A 17443-nucleotide genomic window follows, 5' to 3' on the forward strand; every position below is an offset into this window, starting at 1 on the left:
GTCTTTTAAAGAGCAGATCGGTTCAAAAGTTATGATATAACTATAGGGAACCTCTTGCAGCTAGTGGCAGATCGTTCCGAATAACGATTTTGCCCTGTTCGGGCGAGGGGTACCCAATGAGCTTAGTAAAGCTGTTCGACAACCTAGTTTACACGGAGCCAAACCAAATCAAGCTAACAGTTACTTCAGATCTTTCTTTCCTTTCAAAGGCAGAAAGAGCCGAAGTCGAAGCTTTATATCTGCATTCCAACTCCGTCGTTAGAATTTGCGCTAGTCTTATTAATGCGGCTTATACCCAGAGGAAGGTGACTTTCCTTTTCAGTAAAAAGGTATGTAACGAGCTTTTGAAGGGCGATCCAAGGCAGAAACGTAAGTCCGTTAATTCAGATACATATAAAAAGCTAAAGCACTTTCTTTTAAAAAATAACCTGCTCAGTGAAATCAAAGCTAGTTCTGATTTTGGATCGAAAGAGCGTCAGGCGAGCCTTATGGAATTCATTGCTCCAGAAATCGTCGAAAAGGTCGTAAAACTGGTCGGCCAAGAATACTTAATCCAACAGAAGGCAAAAAGTATCGAATTTTACGACTCTTTTTTAAAAGGCAAGGAACGGAATCCCCGAAAAGGTCCCCGTGAAGAGTCCCCTGATAGTGGTATTGATAATGATATTGTTAATGTTTCTGTTCATGCTACTGAGAAGGATGTAAAAGCCAAATTCTCCAACGTTGAAGGAACAGAAACTTCTTTTTCTCTTCAAAATACCCAAACCATCCCTGATTCATCTGGTCCAAATGAAAGTACAGATAAATTTCCTTCGGTTTCTACGGAAAGAAAGATTAATTACTGTCTTGGTTCAAAAGAATTTACGAAAGAACGCTATCGCAGAATATTTATCGATTATAGATCTTTGGTGGATAGAGGGGTCGAACTCTCTCAAAAGCAATTGGGCTTCATCAATGACTCATATGCGAAAGTCTTAACAGCTGAGAAAAAAGACAAGCTGGAGTCTTGGTATGATTATGCTGATTATTGTTCTGTTGGGTCTGAGCTGAATATGACGGAGTTTGTGAAAATTTATGACGAGATGGTCCCTTATTATAAAGGCCACTTTGATACGAAAGAGTCGGAGCAGGCCTTTAAAGATCAAATGGTTCAAAAGGTTAAAGCTATTGGTGAAGCTGCTGATTGCGAACCCAACAGCTTTTGGAATTTTATTGTCATGCTCAGCAGGTTTTTTAATGGCAAAGACCCTTATCAAGAACAAGAGACTGCTGCTGAATAGTTTCGATGTTTTGTCGGACCTATCAATAACCTAGAACTGTACCGGTAACCTCCACTTTATCGCCTAGCTTGGAGATTATATAGTTGCCATTGGCAGCCCTCCCAAGGACTGTGACGGTGACTGTAGTGAGATAGCCCCTGCCTGGAATGTCGAACTCCGGAACGGAGTTTGTGACAGTAATCTGGCCGAACTGGTTGGCCGGGCCTGTCTTTATAGTCCCAGTAAGAGTGATTTTAGCTTCAGGCTCAGCAAGGTCGAATTTTTCTAATTCACCTTCGGTTAACTCGACGATCACATCATTGCCCGAGGCGAATGTGCGGGAGTTGGTCATCGATTGTCTATTTTGGGTTTCTTGAATTCTTAGAGTTCCGGTAGTAATCATAGGTTTTCCGTTGGTTAATAGCTATCTGTTTATAGTTTATAATCTTATTATCTCAGTCAAATTACCTTTGCGAATCTCGACTTTTGAGGTTTAGGTTGAGCTGAAGGCAAATTTTATCGGTGCAAGCTACTCGGAAATAGAATTATTGGGTTGATGGAGAATGGATCATTGGGCCATAGTTACCTGGTTGTTTAACTTGGGAAGGTAGAAAATGAACTATAAAGAGCACATAGTAGCATTTCTTGATATTTTGGGATTTTCTGCAATTTGTTTGAAATCTGAGACTGACGACGAAGCCAAAGTCATCCTGCAAGATATCTTTAGAATTTGTCATTCGATTCCAGCTGAGTTTGAGTCAATCACTGGTAAAAAGAAAATCAAGTCGATGATTGTAAGTGATTCGATAGTTCTCAGCTTAGAATTAGAAAATGATTCTCCGACTCTCGATGAATTAGCAAATTTCTTTTTAGCCTGTGGAAAGTTTCAATATTATTTGGGTAGGAATGGCATTTGGCTTAGGGGCGGAATTTCAATAGGTGCTTTGGATGTGGATCATGGCCAAAAGCAGGTAGTTGGACCGGCGTTAGTTAGGGCAGTAAATCTCGAGAAGAAATCTGCGAAATACCCAAGAATAGTAATTGATCCGTTGGTGATGAAGGTGTCTGGAATACCTGATGCCCCTGAGTTCAGAAAAAGAGTAAATGAAATGTATTCTGGAGCTAATCAACGAGCAATTTTTGAATGGCGAAGTACTATTGATGATCTTGGGGAACCAATTCTTCCTAAAGACGTACCGTTCTTTATCGATTTTATTCGCAGTACAATTGGTGAAGAAAGTCCGACTGTGCTGGCTGAAGCTGTTGCACGTGGTTTGAGAGGCCCCATAGAGCACTATGAGAAGTATAGATGGCTTGCCGATTACATTCTTGTGAGTAATCGACAAGTGAGCATGGGATTGAATATCAACGACACTGCTCTGAATGGCTTATTGGGTTAGATCAACAATTTGCCATGATACTGCAAGCGATGCTTCATCTTGTTTCGACAGAAGTTCTCTAGGGATTGCTAAACCAATTAGGTGTTTTGGTCTGGAGAGAGCCACATAAGCAAGTCGTAAACAGTGCTGTTCTCGGACGCCGACTGATTTTGACTTTATTTGATTTCCAAGTAGATATTTAATTAGGGGCTGAACATGGGAGCCATACCGAAACGTATCGCATAATAGCGTTGCTGAATGAGTCTCTCCTTTAACTGCATGAATCGTATTAACATGGATATCGATTTTATCTGGTATTGAGAAAATGTTGTTATTCTGCTCTGGAGCCCCGTCAATCTTTGCTCCATCATCGACAGCGTTTATAAAATCCAACGCGGTCTTCTTTTTGAGTCCATCTGGAAGTTGCTCAGGAAAGAGCTTTGAGCAGAGCAAACTAATATCAGTGCAAGAAATTTTATCGGCTTTACGAATGGCTTCAACAATACTCCAAAGGAAACGCCGATTTTCGACATTCAATTGTTCCAGCTTTTTTCGTATCTCGTCATTAGAAATTGGTCGTTCTTTTTCATCGACTACTTCTTCCAATCGGAGACAGGTCCCGATGGCATAATTTAGAACATTCAAAAGTTCTTTATAGTTGTTTTTAGTGATATTGAGTTTATGTCGGGCGAAGCGGCAATACCCTTCAAAACTAGAAAATGTAGGGATAGATGTGCTTTTAAACTCTTGCTTATAAGATGGAAAGTAATGCGGCAAAGTATATTCACCTGCTTTGTTTTTAATCTTCGCAACTCTTCCGACAGCCTTAAACGTTCCTTTCAGATCATGCGATAGTACAATTTCTCCAAATTTCGAGATGACTTTTGAAACGGACTTATCATCGAATACAATTATACAATGTTTTAGGTCCTTACGATTTTTATTCCCAACTATGTCTTGTTGAATTACGGAAAGAGATTTCACCAAAGATGATATTGAAGGGCTGAGTCGCATTGTTGAGTTTAGTTCTATTGTTGGCTTGAATTTTTCACTGTGAAGATTTGGCGAAGAGTCACTAAAAATGGACTGATTTAGATCTCCAAAGGTTTGTATGACGGAGTTCCCTAAGAATATTTCCGATAATATATTGATTTGATCTTCGTCAGTATCTTGAACTTCGTCGATAAGAACTAGCGGAAATCTATTTGATATTATCTTCTTAAAATATGGATAGGCGGCAAGGAACGCTTGGGCAAGTGCATATGCATCTTCGTAGTTGATGATTCCCTTTGATGCTAAAAGTGACTTTATTTTCCAGGCTTCTTTATAACTTTTGCCATTGGGATCTTTAAATTTAACAGGGGAAACTTCGCTGGAAAGTTTAACCTTTAATTCATTTTCATAATAAAATGTCAGCCTCCCAAGAATCTCGCCACTGCTCAGATCTTTGAAGTCTTGTTTGTTAGATAAGTAGCTAATCAAATTGCTTCCCATTTTTGTGAACTTCGAAGCATGGAAAGTAAATTGGGCATCGTCTACGATCTTTATCTTTGAGCCGAATTTCAAATAAAGCATCGGACTCGCCAGATAGGAATCGACAAATGATTGTATCGTGCCTACAAAGTGGGGATATTTTGATAGATTCGATGCAACACCTTTAAGCCTATTTTGTATTTCTGATTTCGCGACATTTGTATGCGATAGAACACAGACCCCTTTTGTCTGACTGGTCCATTTTTTTGAAATAATCCCGAGTTTTGCCACAAGCGTTGTAGTTTTTCCGCTACCAGGTGACGCTTGTACGTTCTCGCTTTCGAGTAGCTTAATTATTTTAAATTGCTCAGGCGTAAAAATAATTTCGTCACCATCAACGCTCATTAATTTTTGTATGTCCTCGACGTCGTGATCAGTTATCGCACCATCAAGAGGAATTTTGGAATTATCCAGCGACATGATCTATTGCCTTAGTGAGATAGCTCGGTATCTTTTTCTTAAAAGAGTCAGAGTTGTCATTATTTTCGGTAAGCAAATATCTTGCGAAATGTTGGGCAAAGTCTGTTTTACTTATACTCTTTGAGTAAATAGGCTCATATATTTTTGCGGCTCGTTCTTTAGGTGAAATTGCAGCCCACGATTGATATTCCTCTGAAGCCTTTTGATCTATTTCTTCTTTGGATATCGATTTTGCATCGCCTTGCCATCCGGTAATTGTATTTTTCAAAAGGCGACAAACGACCAAATGAATTTCTTTATCGAATCCGTTTAGGCATAGATCATGCTCGAATGTCCAAGAAGGGGAAACATAGACATCAACAGGTCCGCCCATGGCTCTATCCTTGATCGTTTTTTCCTTGGCCTCAATTTCTGCTGCCGCATAATCCGCATCTGTCTTGCGGGGCTTTTTTGATTTCGGAATGGTTAAGTAATCTTTTGCTTCAACTGGTGGAATGTCTCTGTCAGCAATGCACGCGACCCTAATATTCATTTGTGGGTCTTTTTTCTGTTGAAATATACGGGCGTACCTAAAAAATCCTATGTGACCGATATTAACAATACTTACACCAAATTTGGAAAAATCTCGTCCCATCTTTTTGGCAATAACAGGAAGTAAAATATTCTCGCCATCGCCCTCAACTAAAATAATGGAGTTGGCGAAGAAAAGATTGGCCTTTGTGACATCTAAAAACTTCTCCAAAAAATCGTAATCTTCTGACTCAAGTTTTGTCTCACTTGAACTCAAAGAGAATACCTTACCCATTTTGTCAAAGAGCTGAATCTTTTCAATTTTAGTTGCGGAGGATATATTAGGACTATGTGATGTCATGATTGTTTGCACCTGCGTTTTTTCATCATCTTTTTGAGGAGGAAGACCCATTTCCTCTAAAAGCTGAATAAGATTATATTGCAGTTGCGGATGGAGATGAGCTTCAGGTTCCTCAATTAGCAAAAGCGGGATTGAGGCTTCAAATTTTGACCTTGATAGAAGCATAAGTTCAGCTGCCATGAACAAGATATTTTCATACCCTAAGCCCTGGTTCAAAAGTGCTGAACCGATTAGTTTGTCACCTTCTGGCGTCGTGGTAGCAGGAAGGATAAGTCGAAGATACAGATCTTCTAGTATGGATTTAAGATGCGGGGGAAGTATCGAAATATCTGCAGCGAGCTTATCAGTAGTAAGCAACAATTTGCTGAGGATTTCCTGATTCAATTGATTGATAGGCGTCTCAATCTTGGCCTTAACGCTATCATTGGTATCACTGACAATTTTGACAAGATCATCCCCAGCCGACAGGACATCTTTGTGAGACATAAAGATTTGCGAAAGGCGCGAAGACTTGCGTGCGGAAAGTTCCCTTTGTGCATCTCGTAGTGGTTTAAGATAGGTGGCCCGTATGATTCTTAAAGCATCAGAATCAATACTGGAACCAACATCGTCTGGACCCGCTTTTCTTTGCCAAGAGATTTCTTGCTCGTACTTTCCAATTGTATGTGGATCTTTGCGTGTTGCTGACAACCAAATTTTCAGAAAGTTCTTGCCAGTATTTTCCCGAATGCCTAGCCATTCCATAAAAGTACTGCATTCGTCCAATGTTAGGTCATCGAACTCTACTTCAATTCTAAAGTCATAGGCATGACTTTTACCATCGAAGTGAAAATCAGATACGGAAGGTTTTAACCAGTCATCGCTTTTGGTTCCCAACGTAAAACGAAGCGCATCCATCACGGCGGATTTGCCAGCGTTATTTGGTCCTACAAGTAAGTTAACGCCAGGCTTGAATTGAAGTTGACTGGGATTGGCACCGAACGCTCTGAAATTCTTAATTGATAGCTTGGAAATATGCATAAACTGATTCTAGTGTTTTGCGGAAACATCGTCACGTCTCTTAAATTGTCTGGGCGTTAGTAGGGTCAAATTGGGAACCAGTATCTTCGGAACCACGAGGGAACTACCTTTTGCGCTGTCATGCTCGTGAGGCGCCCAGCCAAATTGCCAGAAAAAGTGGGAACAGCAATCTTATTGTTAAGAGGTGAACAATGAGATTAACGAACTATTGGTCAGACGAGGGAGACAACCCGTTATTTAATTTGGGAAGAAACCAACGAAAGCCACTTTTGAGAGATATTATTATAGAGGCTATGAGAAAGCTGGCGCACAAACCCTTAACGAAGCCTGAGCTTCAAAAGTTAGTACGTATTCGGCGAAAGACTTTTCTAAAATACCTGGCGATGCTTGTAGAGGTCGGTGCTATAAACCGCTTAGGAACTGGCACAAGGAATGACCCTTATAGGTACGTATTAGCTGAGCACTATAGAGTCGGACAACAATCAACTGATTGATGGGCAGCGAATTCTCCTGTTTACGCTTCAGGAAAATCAACTACTTAGAATCTTTGTTTTGGATAGGATTGTTGTCCGCTAGTCGAAGTGCGTTTTGGACGCTTCCCTTTGAGATTCCTAATTGATGAGCAATTTGTCTTTGAGATAGGCCCTGAGCACGAAGCTTTTGTACTTTATCGTCATCTCTCTCTTTTGGCCTTCCCAAGCGTATGCCTTTAGCTTTGGCATTATCGAGTCCGGCCCTTACTCGTGTACGGATCACATCGCTTTCATACTGGGCGAATGCTGCCACAATGTGAAACATTAGCTTTCCCTGGCTTGTTGATAGATCCAGAGAGTCTTTCAGAGAACAAAATTCTACATTATGATCTGCCAGATCTTGAAGCATGAACACAATTTCTTTGAGGCTTCTGCCGAAGCGATCAAGCTTCCAAACTAAAACGAGATCAAACTTTCTGGTTTTTGAGTTCATCAAAAGAGATTTAAGTGCTGGTCGATTAGTATTGGTTCCAGTGAAGCCCTTATCTTCATAGACCTCAACAACCTTCCAACCTCGTAGTTCGGCATATTGCTGAAGTTCGCGTATTTGCATTTCTGGATCTTGCTTGTCGGAAGTGCTGGTTCTTGCATAAATGGCACATCTCATTCAAACCTCTAAAAAAATCCGTCTATCGGGGATTTTCATTTATAAGAGACCTAAACCCACACATATTCAGACGCACTGTAGAGTAAAGTGGTTCCAAAAAAATTCTAAAAATTTCTGGAATTTTCAAAAATGCGTTGGGAACTACGTTAAAAATCTATTTTGCAATCACGAACTTTAGGAACTCTTCAAGTACTGCCGTTGGCTTGACACCCTCTTTTTCACATCGACTCTCAAAGTCTCGATAGAGTTGCTCGTTGAGCCTAAATGTGAAGTTAGCTTTTTTAGGACGTTCTCCCTTCGCGCGTTTAAATAAATCTTTCTTATTCATTTTAACATCGACCATAATTTATCTCCACATTCGTCCTATCGGCTGTTTCATATAAATACATTATAAATTGCATTTAAAAATATAATGCAATTTGCATTATATTTTATGCCAAGTGCGTTATAATTGATCTATGAGTGAACTCAAGTCTAGTTTAAGCCAAAGCAGAGAGTATAGTGCAATTGAGGGTAATCTCCTCTTGCACGGGGTTGAGCCAAATACCATCAGACAAGTAAAAGATGATGAGATTTTGTGGGCATTTCATACATTCAATCGCATCTCCTGCATAATGCGTCTGTATGGTGTTGGTGACGATCTATTTTTGAGTATCGAAACTGCCTTCGGAGTTGTAGATACCACCAAAGAAAACGCTGAAGTTAGTCATAGAATAGCTATCGAAAACACGAGAATTCCAAATCTAGCACGTGTGGGCATCTACAGAGATCAGTCAGTCTCTCTCTGTGTTATTCAAATCTGGTTTCAATGTGGGCATGTGGACCCTTCTGCTATCGGCGGATTAATTGAATTAAGCGTAGATCAGGCGGAGGAGATAAGGGCGAAGTTAATCGGTTTAAGTGGCTTCGACTTGCTTCCAGCGAGCTGGTTTAGCCAATTATTAAATTGAGTCGTTCTGTTATCACAACAGTGTTTTGATAAAGAGAAATCTCTACTCCTCGTCGTGAGGTAAACCGAAAATATATATTGTGAAAAAAGATGTAAGTGCAAAACAACCAAGAAGGAAACGGATAGAAACACCGTTTGCCGCAAATCTAAAAGGACTTTTAGAAGAGCGGAGCATCTCTATTCGGGGGGCTGCCGAGATATGCGGAGTCAATCAGGCAATGATTCACTCTTGGATAAATGGAGCTATGCCTCACGACCCGATGGCTGTACTACGTCTTTGTAAGGCTCTTAAGTGTGACTATCAGTGGCTCATGACAGGCACACACCCAGAAACGAAGGCTCAGGAGATGTCTCTAAAAGAGCTTTTTGATCTCGAGGATGAACCAGCATTCAGCGGGATTTTTCAGATCGAAGCTAAACGGCTAACTAGGAAGGGATAGAAATGAAAAAAGATTTTTTCTTATCATGGATCATTGCTCTATTACTCTTCGGAGCCTCTTTATCTGCTAAGGCTGGCTCTTTAGATGAGTACATGGAGAAAATGAAATCTGTTATTGAGAAAGATGGCCGATGTGAGTTCGCCGTTGCACAAGTTCCTTCAGGAGATAGGAAAGAGCAGACGATGCTCTGGCCAAAAGTAGTTGCTTGTCTTGGCGATATTACCGTAGCGGCTGGCACCATGAACGAAAAATCCGGATGTGGTGCCTTCTATTTCAATCCCTTTACATTAAAGATTGATGGGGTTGGAAGTAATGGTCGAATGAAGATAGCCAATGGAAAGAAATGCGTCGATGGTGGTCTTGAGGAAGTGATGGGTCTTAACTTGATTGGCTACGTAGATGAGAAAGCTGGATCATTTAACGGAGTTCCGAATTTGGACGTTGGCTGGGTTTTTTATGACGGAAGTAGAACTGATTTTATGAAGCCCGTTGTCGTTTATGCCAAAAAAGCTCTGTTAGGAAAATCTAAGTATGAAGATTGGTGGAGTCAAAAACGCCAAATCGTAATTGCGAAAGAAAATGAAAAAATAAAGAAAGAAAAAACAGTTCAGATCTCAAAAAAGAAAAAGAATCAAAAAATCGAACCAGTTTACGGTGAATAAAACCACAGGGGGATATATGCGTATTTCACGTTTATCTGTTCTAGCTGTATGTTCTTTGGGATTTCTTGGTTGTAGCACACCGCCGAAGATGGCTAATGGCGAAAAATTTGAAAAGGACGTCGTACTTGCGACCTCGGGTGATAAGTCCATGCCGGATTGGGCATCCGATGGCGAGATGCAGCCCTTCGTTATCAAAACTGGAAAGGTATATTCTGTCGGCATCACAACACTGCGAGGTGATGAGCGACCAGAAGCGGGCCTCAGAATGGCTGAGACAAATGCGCGAGCGAATATCGCTAAGGCAATTTCCAATCGCATGGAATACATCTTTCAAGGCTCCGAAGAAAATTATAGCTTTGAATCCACTCAAGCCAAATTTATCGGATCGGAAGTAAGTTCTCTTACAAGCCACTCTATGACTATCGACGGACATTTTTGGAAGCGCTATTCTCAAATGCAGGAAGATGGCTCCAAAAGAATCTTCTACAAGGTGTATGCGCTGGTAACTATGACTGAACCAGATCTAAAGCAGGCCGTTTTCCATGCCATTCATGATGGAGAGCAAAAGAACAAACTTTCCAAGAACTTCGATCAACAAGTGAACCAGCAATGGAATCGCTTTGTTGAAGGAGAACCTTCAGAAAATCGCAAACCGTCCAATGAACAAAGCGAATAAGTATGACCGACTCAAGGAAATTACGTTCCTTTCGAGCGTTTTTCTGGGCCTTCATGCTAATTGGCGTGAAGGCCCATGCCGAACGTCCCGATTGGACAAAGCAAAATACATATAAAAAAGACGGCAGCATACTTACTCTCGTATGTAAGGGGGCTGGTCCATCTTTAGATTTGGCTCGAAGCGCTTCGATGAATAGCTGCAAAGCTACTGCCGCCAATGAGGCTAATAGCGGAGTTACGATAAAGAGTATGTCGATTGAAACTCAATCGGATGCTTCTTTTCATCAAGAGGTATCTTCAGTTAAGAAAGTGACAAACCTTTCATGTGATATTTTGAGTGAGTACTTTTCCGAATCAGAAGGAAGTACAGAAGTCTTTCTTTTATGTCGGTTCGATTTGAGTAAATCCAATGTGGCCGCTGTACCTGATGCAACGGATGACGATGAGGCAAAGGGGATAATTAAAAATCCGAATTCATTAGTTCAGAGTGGAGAAAATCAAGACGAAGGGCCCAAAGCAGCGTTAATACAAAGTTCAGCTCGTCACATTATTTTAACGGTTATGCCGGTGAAGTGCGAGTCGATCATTATAAAAAGCAAAAGTAAATCGCGGTCTGTCCGTTGCGACGCTAATCCCATGGCTGTATTGGTTGATCCAAGCGTGGATCATGAAATCATCATAAGGGCTAATGGATTTCTGCCAAAGCACGTGAAACTCCAAGATCGCAAGCCCGCTGGCTTCGAGGAACCGACTGAAATAGAGGTGCTTCTTGAAAAGTAGAACGGGATTTTTTGCCATAGTATTAATTTGGCTCGGAGCATGCGCAACTCAGCATTATCAAAATGTTGATGCTGTACGAGTTACACACTCGAATAATTCCGATGGGGATATTAAGGGAATAATTGAAGATGCTACGCAGATAGATCGACGATTCTCATTGTTGCCATCTGCAAAGGAATCAAAGTGGGATGGCATTTCCAAATTGAATATTCCATTCGATCAAAAGCTTACCAAAATTAAAAATCTTTACTGTGATGGCTCAAAGCCAAGATTTATTCCAACGATAAAAATTCAGGTCATTCCCCCGAAGGCTCCTCCAGACATAGCCGTGGATAAGTTTGCAACGGCACGCAGAGAGTTTGTTCAAACTGCACGTAATTACCTTGTTCTGCACTTCTTGGCAGATGCCTCAGAACCAAATCCAGAAGTTGATGGAAACGACGGCTTCAATTCTGATTTTGTAGACTTTAAGAAATATATTATGAACGCTGGTGGCGAGAGAAAATATGCTCAAGTCAGGTTTACTCAGTTTGTTCCATCGGCAGTTGGGAATTTTAAAGAGACAAAGGCATATTATCAAAATACCGGATATCTCCCCGCGTCTCCTAAGGATGAGGTTGATAGCTATACATGGCATAATATTGCAAAAAAAAATCTTCTCATCCTGATGGACCCGAAAAGTGGATCGGCCCTATTAGTTCCAAAAATAGCGCCGGTTCTAACGGCTAAATGGAATGACCAGAGTCTAACAACCACGGTCGAAAATCTATATTTCGGAGAAATGGATGCCTCGAACTCTACGGCTTATCATAACCTAAGTCTAAAAACGTTTTATGGCCTCTCAGACGATGGGTGGAAACTCGGGAACGGCCAAGTCCTATATCCTTTGCACCTTGCTTCCATAGGAGATCTGGAAGCCCTAAGAAGATATTTTACCTTCTTGATCCCAGAATCTATTCAAAGAAAGCAGTTTGGTAAGGTTCGAGATTTCTATGGTTTTAAAGATGACAAGATTTCGGCAGAACAATCGATTCGTCATGCCGACCAAATATGGCAAAGGATTCTAAAAGCACAGGTTGTTGAAGCACCGACTGAGGACGGCAGTGTTGCCTTCGATTTAAACTGGGAAGGTGTTTCTCTATTTTGCGAATATGGTCAGTTCATAGTTGGACTGTCAGCGAAGTAATTTTTGAATAAGAACACCAATATTCACTCAATCAGATCTTGATCTCACGAGGATGCTGCCAGAGGCGTCTTTTTCCAACGCTCCACCTAAAACAACTTCAGTTAAGCCATCGTTCGTCAGAAATCGACAATGATATGATATAAAGAATAATGACGCCGCGCATTCGCATGGTAAGGGTCTTGCGCTGTACCTCCATGGCCATATATAAACTACATCGTTGGGTATGTGGTGGCTGTCCGCCTCTCACTACCAATCTTTTCTAATTATTCAGTAAATCAAATAGTTAGGGTTGACGACCACCTACCCACGGGTAGGCGGTTTAGTCATTCCTCATTACGTTTGATTTGAATCTGGCATCAAATTTTGCAAACTAAGCCCCAAGTTAGCGCTTCGGAGGCAGTTTGGGATCTTATTATCTAAAAAAATCAAAGATAGTGGTTGGACTTTGTACAAACAGTCGTACAAAGACGGCAAACGCTCGCAGGAACGAGTTCCCGTTCTAGCTTATCTTGATTTAGGTATTTCCCCTGAATGGCCTTATTCCCTTAATGGTCACTGCTTGCCTGCGGGCTGACTCTCTGTTGAAATTATCAAATGAAAAAATCTGCGATACTTAGAAAGCTTATTTCTGGCTCTGAGCCGCTCGTAGCGCCAGGAGCCTTTGACGGTCTAACGACCAAACTTATTGAGCAAGCTGGCTTCTCCGCCGTTTATGCGAGCGGTGGAGCGATGGCGAGAGCAGCGGGTTATCCCGATATTGGACTGATGACTTTAAGCGAGGTTGCTGACCGACTTCGAATCATGACGGAAATTACTTCGCTTCCCATCATTGCCGATGCGGACACGGGTTTTGGCTCGGCAGTTAACGCACGAAGGACAGCTAAGATTTTTGAGCAAATTGGGGTGGCAGGATTTCACATCGAAGATCAAGAATTTCCCAAACGATGTGGGCATCTTGATAATAAAGGTCTCATCTCTTCAAAAGAAATGTGTCATAAAATTGCAGCGGTTCGGGAAGGTCTCGAAGATAAAAACACACTTGTCATTGCTAGAACTGATGCCATTGCGGTTGAGGGCTTCGAACCAGCGCTCGTTCGAGCAAAGGAGTACGTAAGCGCAGGCGCCGATATGATTTTCGTCGAAGCTCCAACATCTATAGAGCAAATTGAGAAGATCGCGAGCGCGATTCCAGGGCCAAAACTGATGAATATGTTTTATGGGGGAAAAACTCCTCTTGTGCCAAAAGATCGCCTTAAGGAATTAGGATACAATCTCATTATCATTCCGTCTGACTTGCAACGTGCAGCAATCAAAGCCGTACAAATTGCGCTTAAGGCTATTGCGTCAAATGGTGATAGTTCTTCAATTTCAGGCCAGCTTGCCACATTTCAAGAGCGAGAAGAAATCATCCAAACTAAAAGTTTTTTGAAATTCGAGTATAACGGCACATAGAAACCCTTATTTTCACGTCGCCCAGTCAATAGGAACTCCCAGGATAAAGTTCATCGATCAAGCCCGCGACCACGATTGCGGGCTTTTTAATTTTCCTCTTAGTTTCAAGACTTCAGCTTCGAATTCAGCCAGCCGTAGAGCTGCCTTTTTTATTTTTATTGACCTCGAAGGCAGCTTCGGACTGACTAACGTGGTTCCTGGTGCTAGCCCCACTCCACCTCTCGCCACCAAATTTTTCTGATTATCCAATAAATAGTTAGAGCTGACGACCACCTACTCACAGGTAGGCGATATGGGCATGAATTATAAGTCTATGCATTTCCAACACATTGCTTGGTCCAAAGCATTTGAATCTAGAACTGAGACGTTACGCCAAAATCACTTCCAACTTTGGACGTAAATACTAAAAACAAAGCTGAATAAAAGCGTCCCCGGCAGACCCGCTGCGGGCAACGGAAACCACGGCACTAGCGCCGTGCCCACGCACAGAATACGTTTCACAACCATCGGTAGAAATAAAATTCTTAAAATAGTTGATCGTAGTTTTTTCTTTTTCTGCCAAATTATTGGAATCGTTCCATGCTGCTTGAGCAAGCGGTTCATAGTGCGTATCAATCGAAAAAAGACCGTACTTCATTGCGAACTCGTCATTTAAAAACAAGGCCACCGAAAACGCGAACAGAATTTGATCACGCTTCAAGAAGGCCACGGGTTCACTGATATCACCACTGGCTTGAAGTTCGCGTGCTGCCCTTTCGATGTTGTCCCAGCCACTGAAAGGTGATTCGAGCACTTTCTTCAAGAATTTTTCACCACCCAAATGATTGTACAAATAAATCATCAACCAAAAAGAGGAAGGATACCCATCACCACCACGGCTAAAATCGACACGGCGATCATTGCTAAGGACGATGCGGGGATTGTGCCGCAGGCGTTCTTGGTAACTGACAGGCCAGACGCCACCATATTGATATTCCATTAATTTCGCTAGGCCCTCATCCAACCACGCCACTTCATTGGTATTGAACTGATGACGGTAAGCATGGGTGAATTCATGCACCAGATCCAGCTGGGTTTCGGCCGCATCCAGAGTCGGGGACAGCGAGATTTTATTTTGCTGAGCATGATAAAACGCAAAATAATCGTCGCTATTTTCCACAACGACGGTGACTGGTTTTGTTAAGCAGAAAGATTTAGCACACAGAAAACTGCGAGCATCTTGAATTAGCGAATTCAAATCAGACGAGGTTCCATGCGCGGCTTCGGAAGAAACCGCGAGGAGGAAAGTCGTGATGAAGAAGAGAATTCGTTTCAGAGTCATGTTTAGTTCTGCCCTTTATTCCAGAAATATCCGATGGCGCAATAGCCATTGACATTTGGTGAGCTGCCCGAAGATTTTGGCAAATTGAAACATTTGTGTCTAACGGGATCCGCCTTCAATACCCAAACGACGATGTCCGCACTGTATTGGCGAAATTCCAGATTTGGTGCGCCGGGCTCAGCGGTTACTAATCCAGTTGATGAAGTATAAATATTTGCACCACCAAATCCAGTTAGACTCGCATATTCATTGCGATCAAAATTTATTCCCAAATTAATTGTCCAGGGCTTTTCTAAAGGTTTAGTAGCTGGCACGAGAGGACCGCTATCTTCTGTTGCCGAAGACACGTCTTGTTGGGTCCGAATGCTAGTTTTGCCGATATAAATACTTTCAGGAGTAAGCTCGGCCCTAGAGTCATTGATGTCCTTACTAAAATTGTAAAGAATAGTATAGCTGCCATAATGTTCAGAAACGATGTTTCCGGAATTTTCGCTATACGAGTCTCCTGGAGTACCTCTATGGATAATTCTGTTCGTCGGAATGCGCCCCTGGCTTTCCTTAAATGCCTCTAATAAAATCTCATCCGGCTTCAACCCCGGATGACTCTGCATAATTTCAGCAAAAGCCATCGCGTGATCACCCTGACCGCCGCCGCTGTTGGTGCCCATAGCTTGCTTTTGCAGGCCTCTTTGCATGGATGCTCGCAATTCGTCTGCATTTCTTACGAGGAGACCACTCACATCCTTCGATGATCGAGTTGTTGATAGCTTCGCTTGCATGTAGGCATGTAGATCCGTTTGATCATCCGCGCTCTGGGCATGGCCAGCTACCGGTAAGATCACCATCAAAGTAAACAGCGCTCGCAGGCTCCAAGTCATTGTTTTCATAAAGAACTCCATTCGTTAATTTGTTTGCTTTTATCGTGCCAAAATTGGCGTTTTTATTCATAAATCCGGGTTCCGCGTTAAAAACGCGAGGTCCATTTTAAGCGCAGTCGGCGAAGACCTTCTTCGGCCTCTGTCAGATCCTTAATCAGATCGTCATTGGGGCTGATTTCTCCGCATACCAATTCGGTGACGGAAATTGATAACACCTGGCTGATTTTCTGAAAGGGCGGAAGCTTCAGACCTCGGCCGTGTTCCCATTCACGGTAAGTGCTTTCGGGAACTTCGATCAGCTGAGCCATCGCTTTCGCCGTTAGGCCTTGAGCTTTTCTGAGTCGTTCTAAGCGTTGGCTTAATCGTTCGTGGGAGCTCATCGCATTTCTCCTTGCTGAGTTCGAAAGGGAGAATATATGCATTGCATTATATGCGATACTTAAATATAGTAAAAATGTGCAGATTATTTTTACCTTTAATAAAAAAACGTATAACATGCTGAAATAATTATGAAAAATGTCTACGATTTTAAGGACTATAAGGCCTATTTGACTTTTGCAGAAGAGGCCCGCAGGGGTTATGAACGGGGCTTTCGTTCAAAACTGGCCGAGGCTCTGGGCTGCCAAAGTGGCTATATTTCCCATGTTTTGAACGGCAATGCACAGCTTAGCCTCGAGCAGACTTTGAAGGTCGCAAAATTCTTGAATCTCAAAGCCACCGAGCAAAAATATTTGCTTCTATTAGTAGAGCGAGCCCGCGCAGGCACACGGGAATTGCAAACGCATTTCGATGAAGAATTGAAATCACTGAAAGAGCAGCATCTAAATATTCAATCCCATGTCGGGGATGCAAAGGAGTTATCCGCTGCTGATCAAGCCGTCTATTACAGCAGTTGGCATTACGTGGCTACCCATGTGCTGGTCAGTCTGCAAGGCTATGACGATGCAAAGACCATTGCCGATGCCTTGAAAATTCCGGAAGATATCGTGGGGCAGGTGTTGTTGTTTCTGATTCAAGCGGATATCGTGCGCGAATCAAAAGGCACTTTGAAGCCTGGACTTACCCAAGTGCATTTGAATCGGGACTCTTCCGTTATTCGACAGCATCACACCAACTGGCGTATCGCCGCGATTCAATCTTTGATGAGCAATAATAAGAACGATTTGCACTATTCCACCGTATCGACCTTATCGAAAGCCGACGCGGAAAAACTTCGAGGCGAAATGATCGCGTTGATTGAGCGCTACGTAGAAACGGTGAAGCCTTCCGCTGAAGAAGTCATGTATGGATTTAACTTAGACTTCTTCAGCTTGCTTAAATAACTACCGTCGTTCCAAAACCGCCGTGACGCCCTTCCTAGTTCGCCCAAGTTCTTGCGGCAGTATTCGTCTCATTCCCGGGCTTTTAAGTTGCACAGTAAGTGGCCGGGGCCATTTAGCGAAGTATTTTGAAAACGCAGGCCGTGCTGATGCATGTTT

Annotated in this window: 18 protein-coding genes; 10 read left to right on the forward strand and 8 right to left on the reverse strand. The window is 42.2% G+C overall.

Annotated features, from left to right (window positions below):
• Nucleotides 1-116 precede the first annotated feature (116 nt).
• Nucleotides 117-1280 carry a hypothetical protein gene (locus VF412_RS03160; protein ID WP_331337750.1) on the forward strand — a complete coding sequence of 388 codons (1164 nt, stop codon included), beginning with the start codon at nucleotides 117-119 and terminating at the stop codon, nucleotides 1278-1280.
• Between the two features lie 22 nt (nucleotides 1281-1302).
• On the opposite strand, the gene VF412_RS03165 is transcribed toward VF412_RS03160, so the two are convergent.
• Nucleotides 1303-1662: a hypothetical protein gene (locus tag VF412_RS03165; RefSeq protein ID WP_331337751.1), complete on the reverse strand. Its 360-nt coding sequence runs from the start codon at nucleotides 1660-1662 to the stop codon at nucleotides 1303-1305.
• 211 nt (nucleotides 1663-1873) lie between these two features.
• Here VF412_RS03165 and VF412_RS03170 point away from each other — a divergent pair, with 211 nt between their 5' ends.
• Entirely contained in the window at nucleotides 1874-2659 is a 786-nt protein-coding gene (locus VF412_RS03170) for a hypothetical protein (protein WP_331337752.1), read from the forward strand.
• On the opposite strand, the gene VF412_RS03175 is transcribed toward VF412_RS03170, so the two are convergent.
• From VF412_RS03175 to VF412_RS03190, 4 genes are all read right to left on the reverse strand, one after another.
• Nucleotides 2648-4516 carry a UvrD-helicase domain-containing protein gene (locus VF412_RS03175; protein WP_331337753.1) on the reverse strand — a complete coding sequence of 623 codons (1869 nt, stop codon included), beginning with the start codon at nucleotides 4514-4516 and terminating at the stop codon, nucleotides 2648-2650. The two genes, VF412_RS03170 and VF412_RS03175, sit on opposite strands and share 12 nt — an antisense overlap.
• Nucleotides 4517-4577: 61 nt before the next feature.
• Nucleotides 4578-6482 (reverse strand): ATP-dependent nuclease, encoded by a 1905-nt coding sequence (locus tag VF412_RS03180; protein WP_331337754.1) that lies wholly within the window; start codon nucleotides 6480-6482, stop codon nucleotides 4578-4580.
• 534 nt (nucleotides 6483-7016) lie between these two features.
• The gene (locus VF412_RS03185) at nucleotides 7017-7622 is read right to left on the reverse strand and encodes a recombinase family protein (protein ID WP_331337755.1); all 606 of its coding nucleotides are present in this window, start codon (nucleotides 7620-7622) and stop codon (nucleotides 7017-7019) included.
• A 154-nt stretch (nucleotides 7623-7776) separates the two neighbouring features.
• On the reverse strand, nucleotides 7777-7950 hold the full coding sequence (locus VF412_RS03190; RefSeq protein ID WP_331337756.1) for a hypothetical protein: 174 nt from the start codon (nucleotides 7948-7950) through the stop codon (nucleotides 7777-7779).
• A 130-nt stretch (nucleotides 7951-8080) separates the two neighbouring features.
• Between VF412_RS03190 and VF412_RS03195 the strand changes: the two genes are divergently transcribed.
• The 7 genes from VF412_RS03195 to VF412_RS03225 all read left to right on the forward strand — a co-directional run bounded on the left by VF412_RS03195 (nucleotide 8081) and on the right by VF412_RS03225 (nucleotide 13766).
• On the forward strand, nucleotides 8081-8572 hold the full coding sequence (locus VF412_RS03195) for a hypothetical protein (protein ID WP_331337757.1): 492 nt from the start codon (nucleotides 8081-8083) through the stop codon (nucleotides 8570-8572).
• A gap of 79 nt (nucleotides 8573-8651) precedes the next feature.
• Nucleotides 8652-9011 (forward strand): helix-turn-helix transcriptional regulator, encoded by a 360-nt coding sequence (locus VF412_RS03200; RefSeq protein ID WP_331337758.1) that lies wholly within the window; start codon nucleotides 8652-8654, stop codon nucleotides 9009-9011.
• A gap of 2 nt (nucleotides 9012-9013) precedes the next feature.
• Entirely contained in the window at nucleotides 9014-9673 is a 660-nt protein-coding gene (locus tag VF412_RS03205; protein ID WP_331337759.1) for a hypothetical protein, read from the forward strand.
• A gap of 16 nt (nucleotides 9674-9689) precedes the next feature.
• The gene (locus VF412_RS03210; RefSeq protein WP_331337760.1) at nucleotides 9690-10349 is read left to right on the forward strand and encodes a hypothetical protein; all 660 of its coding nucleotides are present in this window, start codon (nucleotides 9690-9692) and stop codon (nucleotides 10347-10349) included.
• A gap of 53 nt (nucleotides 10350-10402) precedes the next feature.
• Nucleotides 10403-11128: a hypothetical protein gene (locus VF412_RS03215; protein ID WP_331337761.1), complete on the forward strand. Its 726-nt coding sequence runs from the start codon at nucleotides 10403-10405 to the stop codon at nucleotides 11126-11128.
• Between the two features lie 328 nt (nucleotides 11129-11456).
• A complete protein-coding gene (locus VF412_RS03220) occupies nucleotides 11457-12314 on the forward strand; it encodes a hypothetical protein (RefSeq protein ID WP_331337762.1) in 858 nt (285 codons plus the stop codon).
• Between the two features lie 594 nt (nucleotides 12315-12908).
• Nucleotides 12909-13766 (forward strand): oxaloacetate decarboxylase, encoded by an 858-nt coding sequence (locus tag VF412_RS03225; RefSeq protein WP_331337763.1) that lies wholly within the window; start codon nucleotides 12909-12911, stop codon nucleotides 13764-13766.
• A 403-nt stretch (nucleotides 13767-14169) separates the two neighbouring features.
• Here VF412_RS03225 and VF412_RS03230 read toward each other — a convergent pair whose 3' ends face one another.
• From VF412_RS03230 to VF412_RS03240, 3 genes are all read right to left on the reverse strand, one after another.
• Nucleotides 14170-15087, reverse strand: coding sequence for a hypothetical protein (locus tag VF412_RS03230; protein ID WP_331337764.1), 918 nt, complete (start codon nucleotides 15085-15087; stop codon nucleotides 14170-14172).
• A 2-nt stretch (nucleotides 15088-15089) separates the two neighbouring features.
• Nucleotides 15090-15974: a hypothetical protein gene (locus tag VF412_RS03235; protein ID WP_331337765.1), complete on the reverse strand. Its 885-nt coding sequence runs from the start codon at nucleotides 15972-15974 to the stop codon at nucleotides 15090-15092.
• A gap of 77 nt (nucleotides 15975-16051) precedes the next feature.
• Nucleotides 16052-16345: a helix-turn-helix transcriptional regulator gene (locus tag VF412_RS03240; protein WP_331337766.1), complete on the reverse strand. Its 294-nt coding sequence runs from the start codon at nucleotides 16343-16345 to the stop codon at nucleotides 16052-16054.
• Nucleotides 16346-16474: 129 nt separating this feature from the next.
• On the opposite strand from VF412_RS03240, the gene VF412_RS03245 reads away from it, so the two are divergent.
• Complete coding sequence (locus VF412_RS03245; protein WP_331337767.1) at nucleotides 16475-17287, forward strand: TIGR02147 family protein; 813 nt, start codon at nucleotides 16475-16477, stop codon at nucleotides 17285-17287.
• The last annotated feature ends 156 nt before the right edge of the window (nucleotides 17288-17443 follow it).

Source organism: Bdellovibrio sp. (assembly GCF_036384735.1).
Taxonomy (GTDB): domain Bacteria; phylum Bdellovibrionota; class Bdellovibrionia; order Bdellovibrionales; family Bdellovibrionaceae; genus Bdellovibrio.

Coding starts and splice junctions, on each gene's coding strand:
- VF412_RS03175 (WP_331337753.1), bottom strand. CDS start 4,516: ATGAGCGTTGATGGTGACGAAATTATTTTTACGCCTGAGCAATTTAAA.
- VF412_RS03205 (WP_331337759.1), top strand. CDS start 9,014: ATGAAAAAAGATTTTTTCTTATCATGGATCATTGCTCTATTACTCTTC.
- VF412_RS03210 (WP_331337760.1), top strand. CDS start 9,690: ATGCGTATTTCACGTTTATCTGTTCTAGCTGTATGTTCTTTGGGATTT.
- VF412_RS03230 (WP_331337764.1), bottom strand. CDS start 15,087: ATGACTCTGAAACGAATTCTCTTCTTCATCACGACTTTCCTCCTCGCG.
- VF412_RS03240 (WP_331337766.1), bottom strand. CDS start 16,345: ATGAGCTCCCACGAACGATTAAGCCAACGCTTAGAACGACTCAGAAAA.
- VF412_RS03245 (WP_331337767.1), top strand. CDS start 16,475: ATGAAAAATGTCTACGATTTTAAGGACTATAAGGCCTATTTGACTTTT.
- VF412_RS03195 (WP_331337757.1), top strand. CDS start 8,081: ATGAGTGAACTCAAGTCTAGTTTAAGCCAAAGCAGAGAGTATAGTGCA.
- VF412_RS03225 (WP_331337763.1), top strand. CDS start 12,909: ATGAAAAAATCTGCGATACTTAGAAAGCTTATTTCTGGCTCTGAGCCG.
- VF412_RS03165 (WP_331337751.1), bottom strand. CDS start 1,662: ATGATTACTACCGGAACTCTAAGAATTCAAGAAACCCAAAATAGACAA.
- VF412_RS03235 (WP_331337765.1), bottom strand. CDS start 15,974: ATGAAAACAATGACTTGGAGCCTGCGAGCGCTGTTTACTTTGATGGTG.
- VF412_RS03190 (WP_331337756.1), bottom strand. CDS start 7,950: ATGAATAAGAAAGATTTATTTAAACGCGCGAAGGGAGAACGTCCTAAA.
- VF412_RS03215 (WP_331337761.1), top strand. CDS start 10,403: ATGCTAATTGGCGTGAAGGCCCATGCCGAACGTCCCGATTGGACAAAG.
- VF412_RS03185 (WP_331337755.1), bottom strand. CDS start 7,622: ATGAGATGTGCCATTTATGCAAGAACCAGCACTTCCGACAAGCAAGAT.
- VF412_RS03180 (WP_331337754.1), bottom strand. CDS start 6,482: ATGCATATTTCCAAGCTATCAATTAAGAATTTCAGAGCGTTCGGTGCC.
- VF412_RS03170 (WP_331337752.1), top strand. CDS start 1,874: ATGAACTATAAAGAGCACATAGTAGCATTTCTTGATATTTTGGGATTT.
- VF412_RS03160 (WP_331337750.1), top strand. CDS start 117: ATGAGCTTAGTAAAGCTGTTCGACAACCTAGTTTACACGGAGCCAAAC.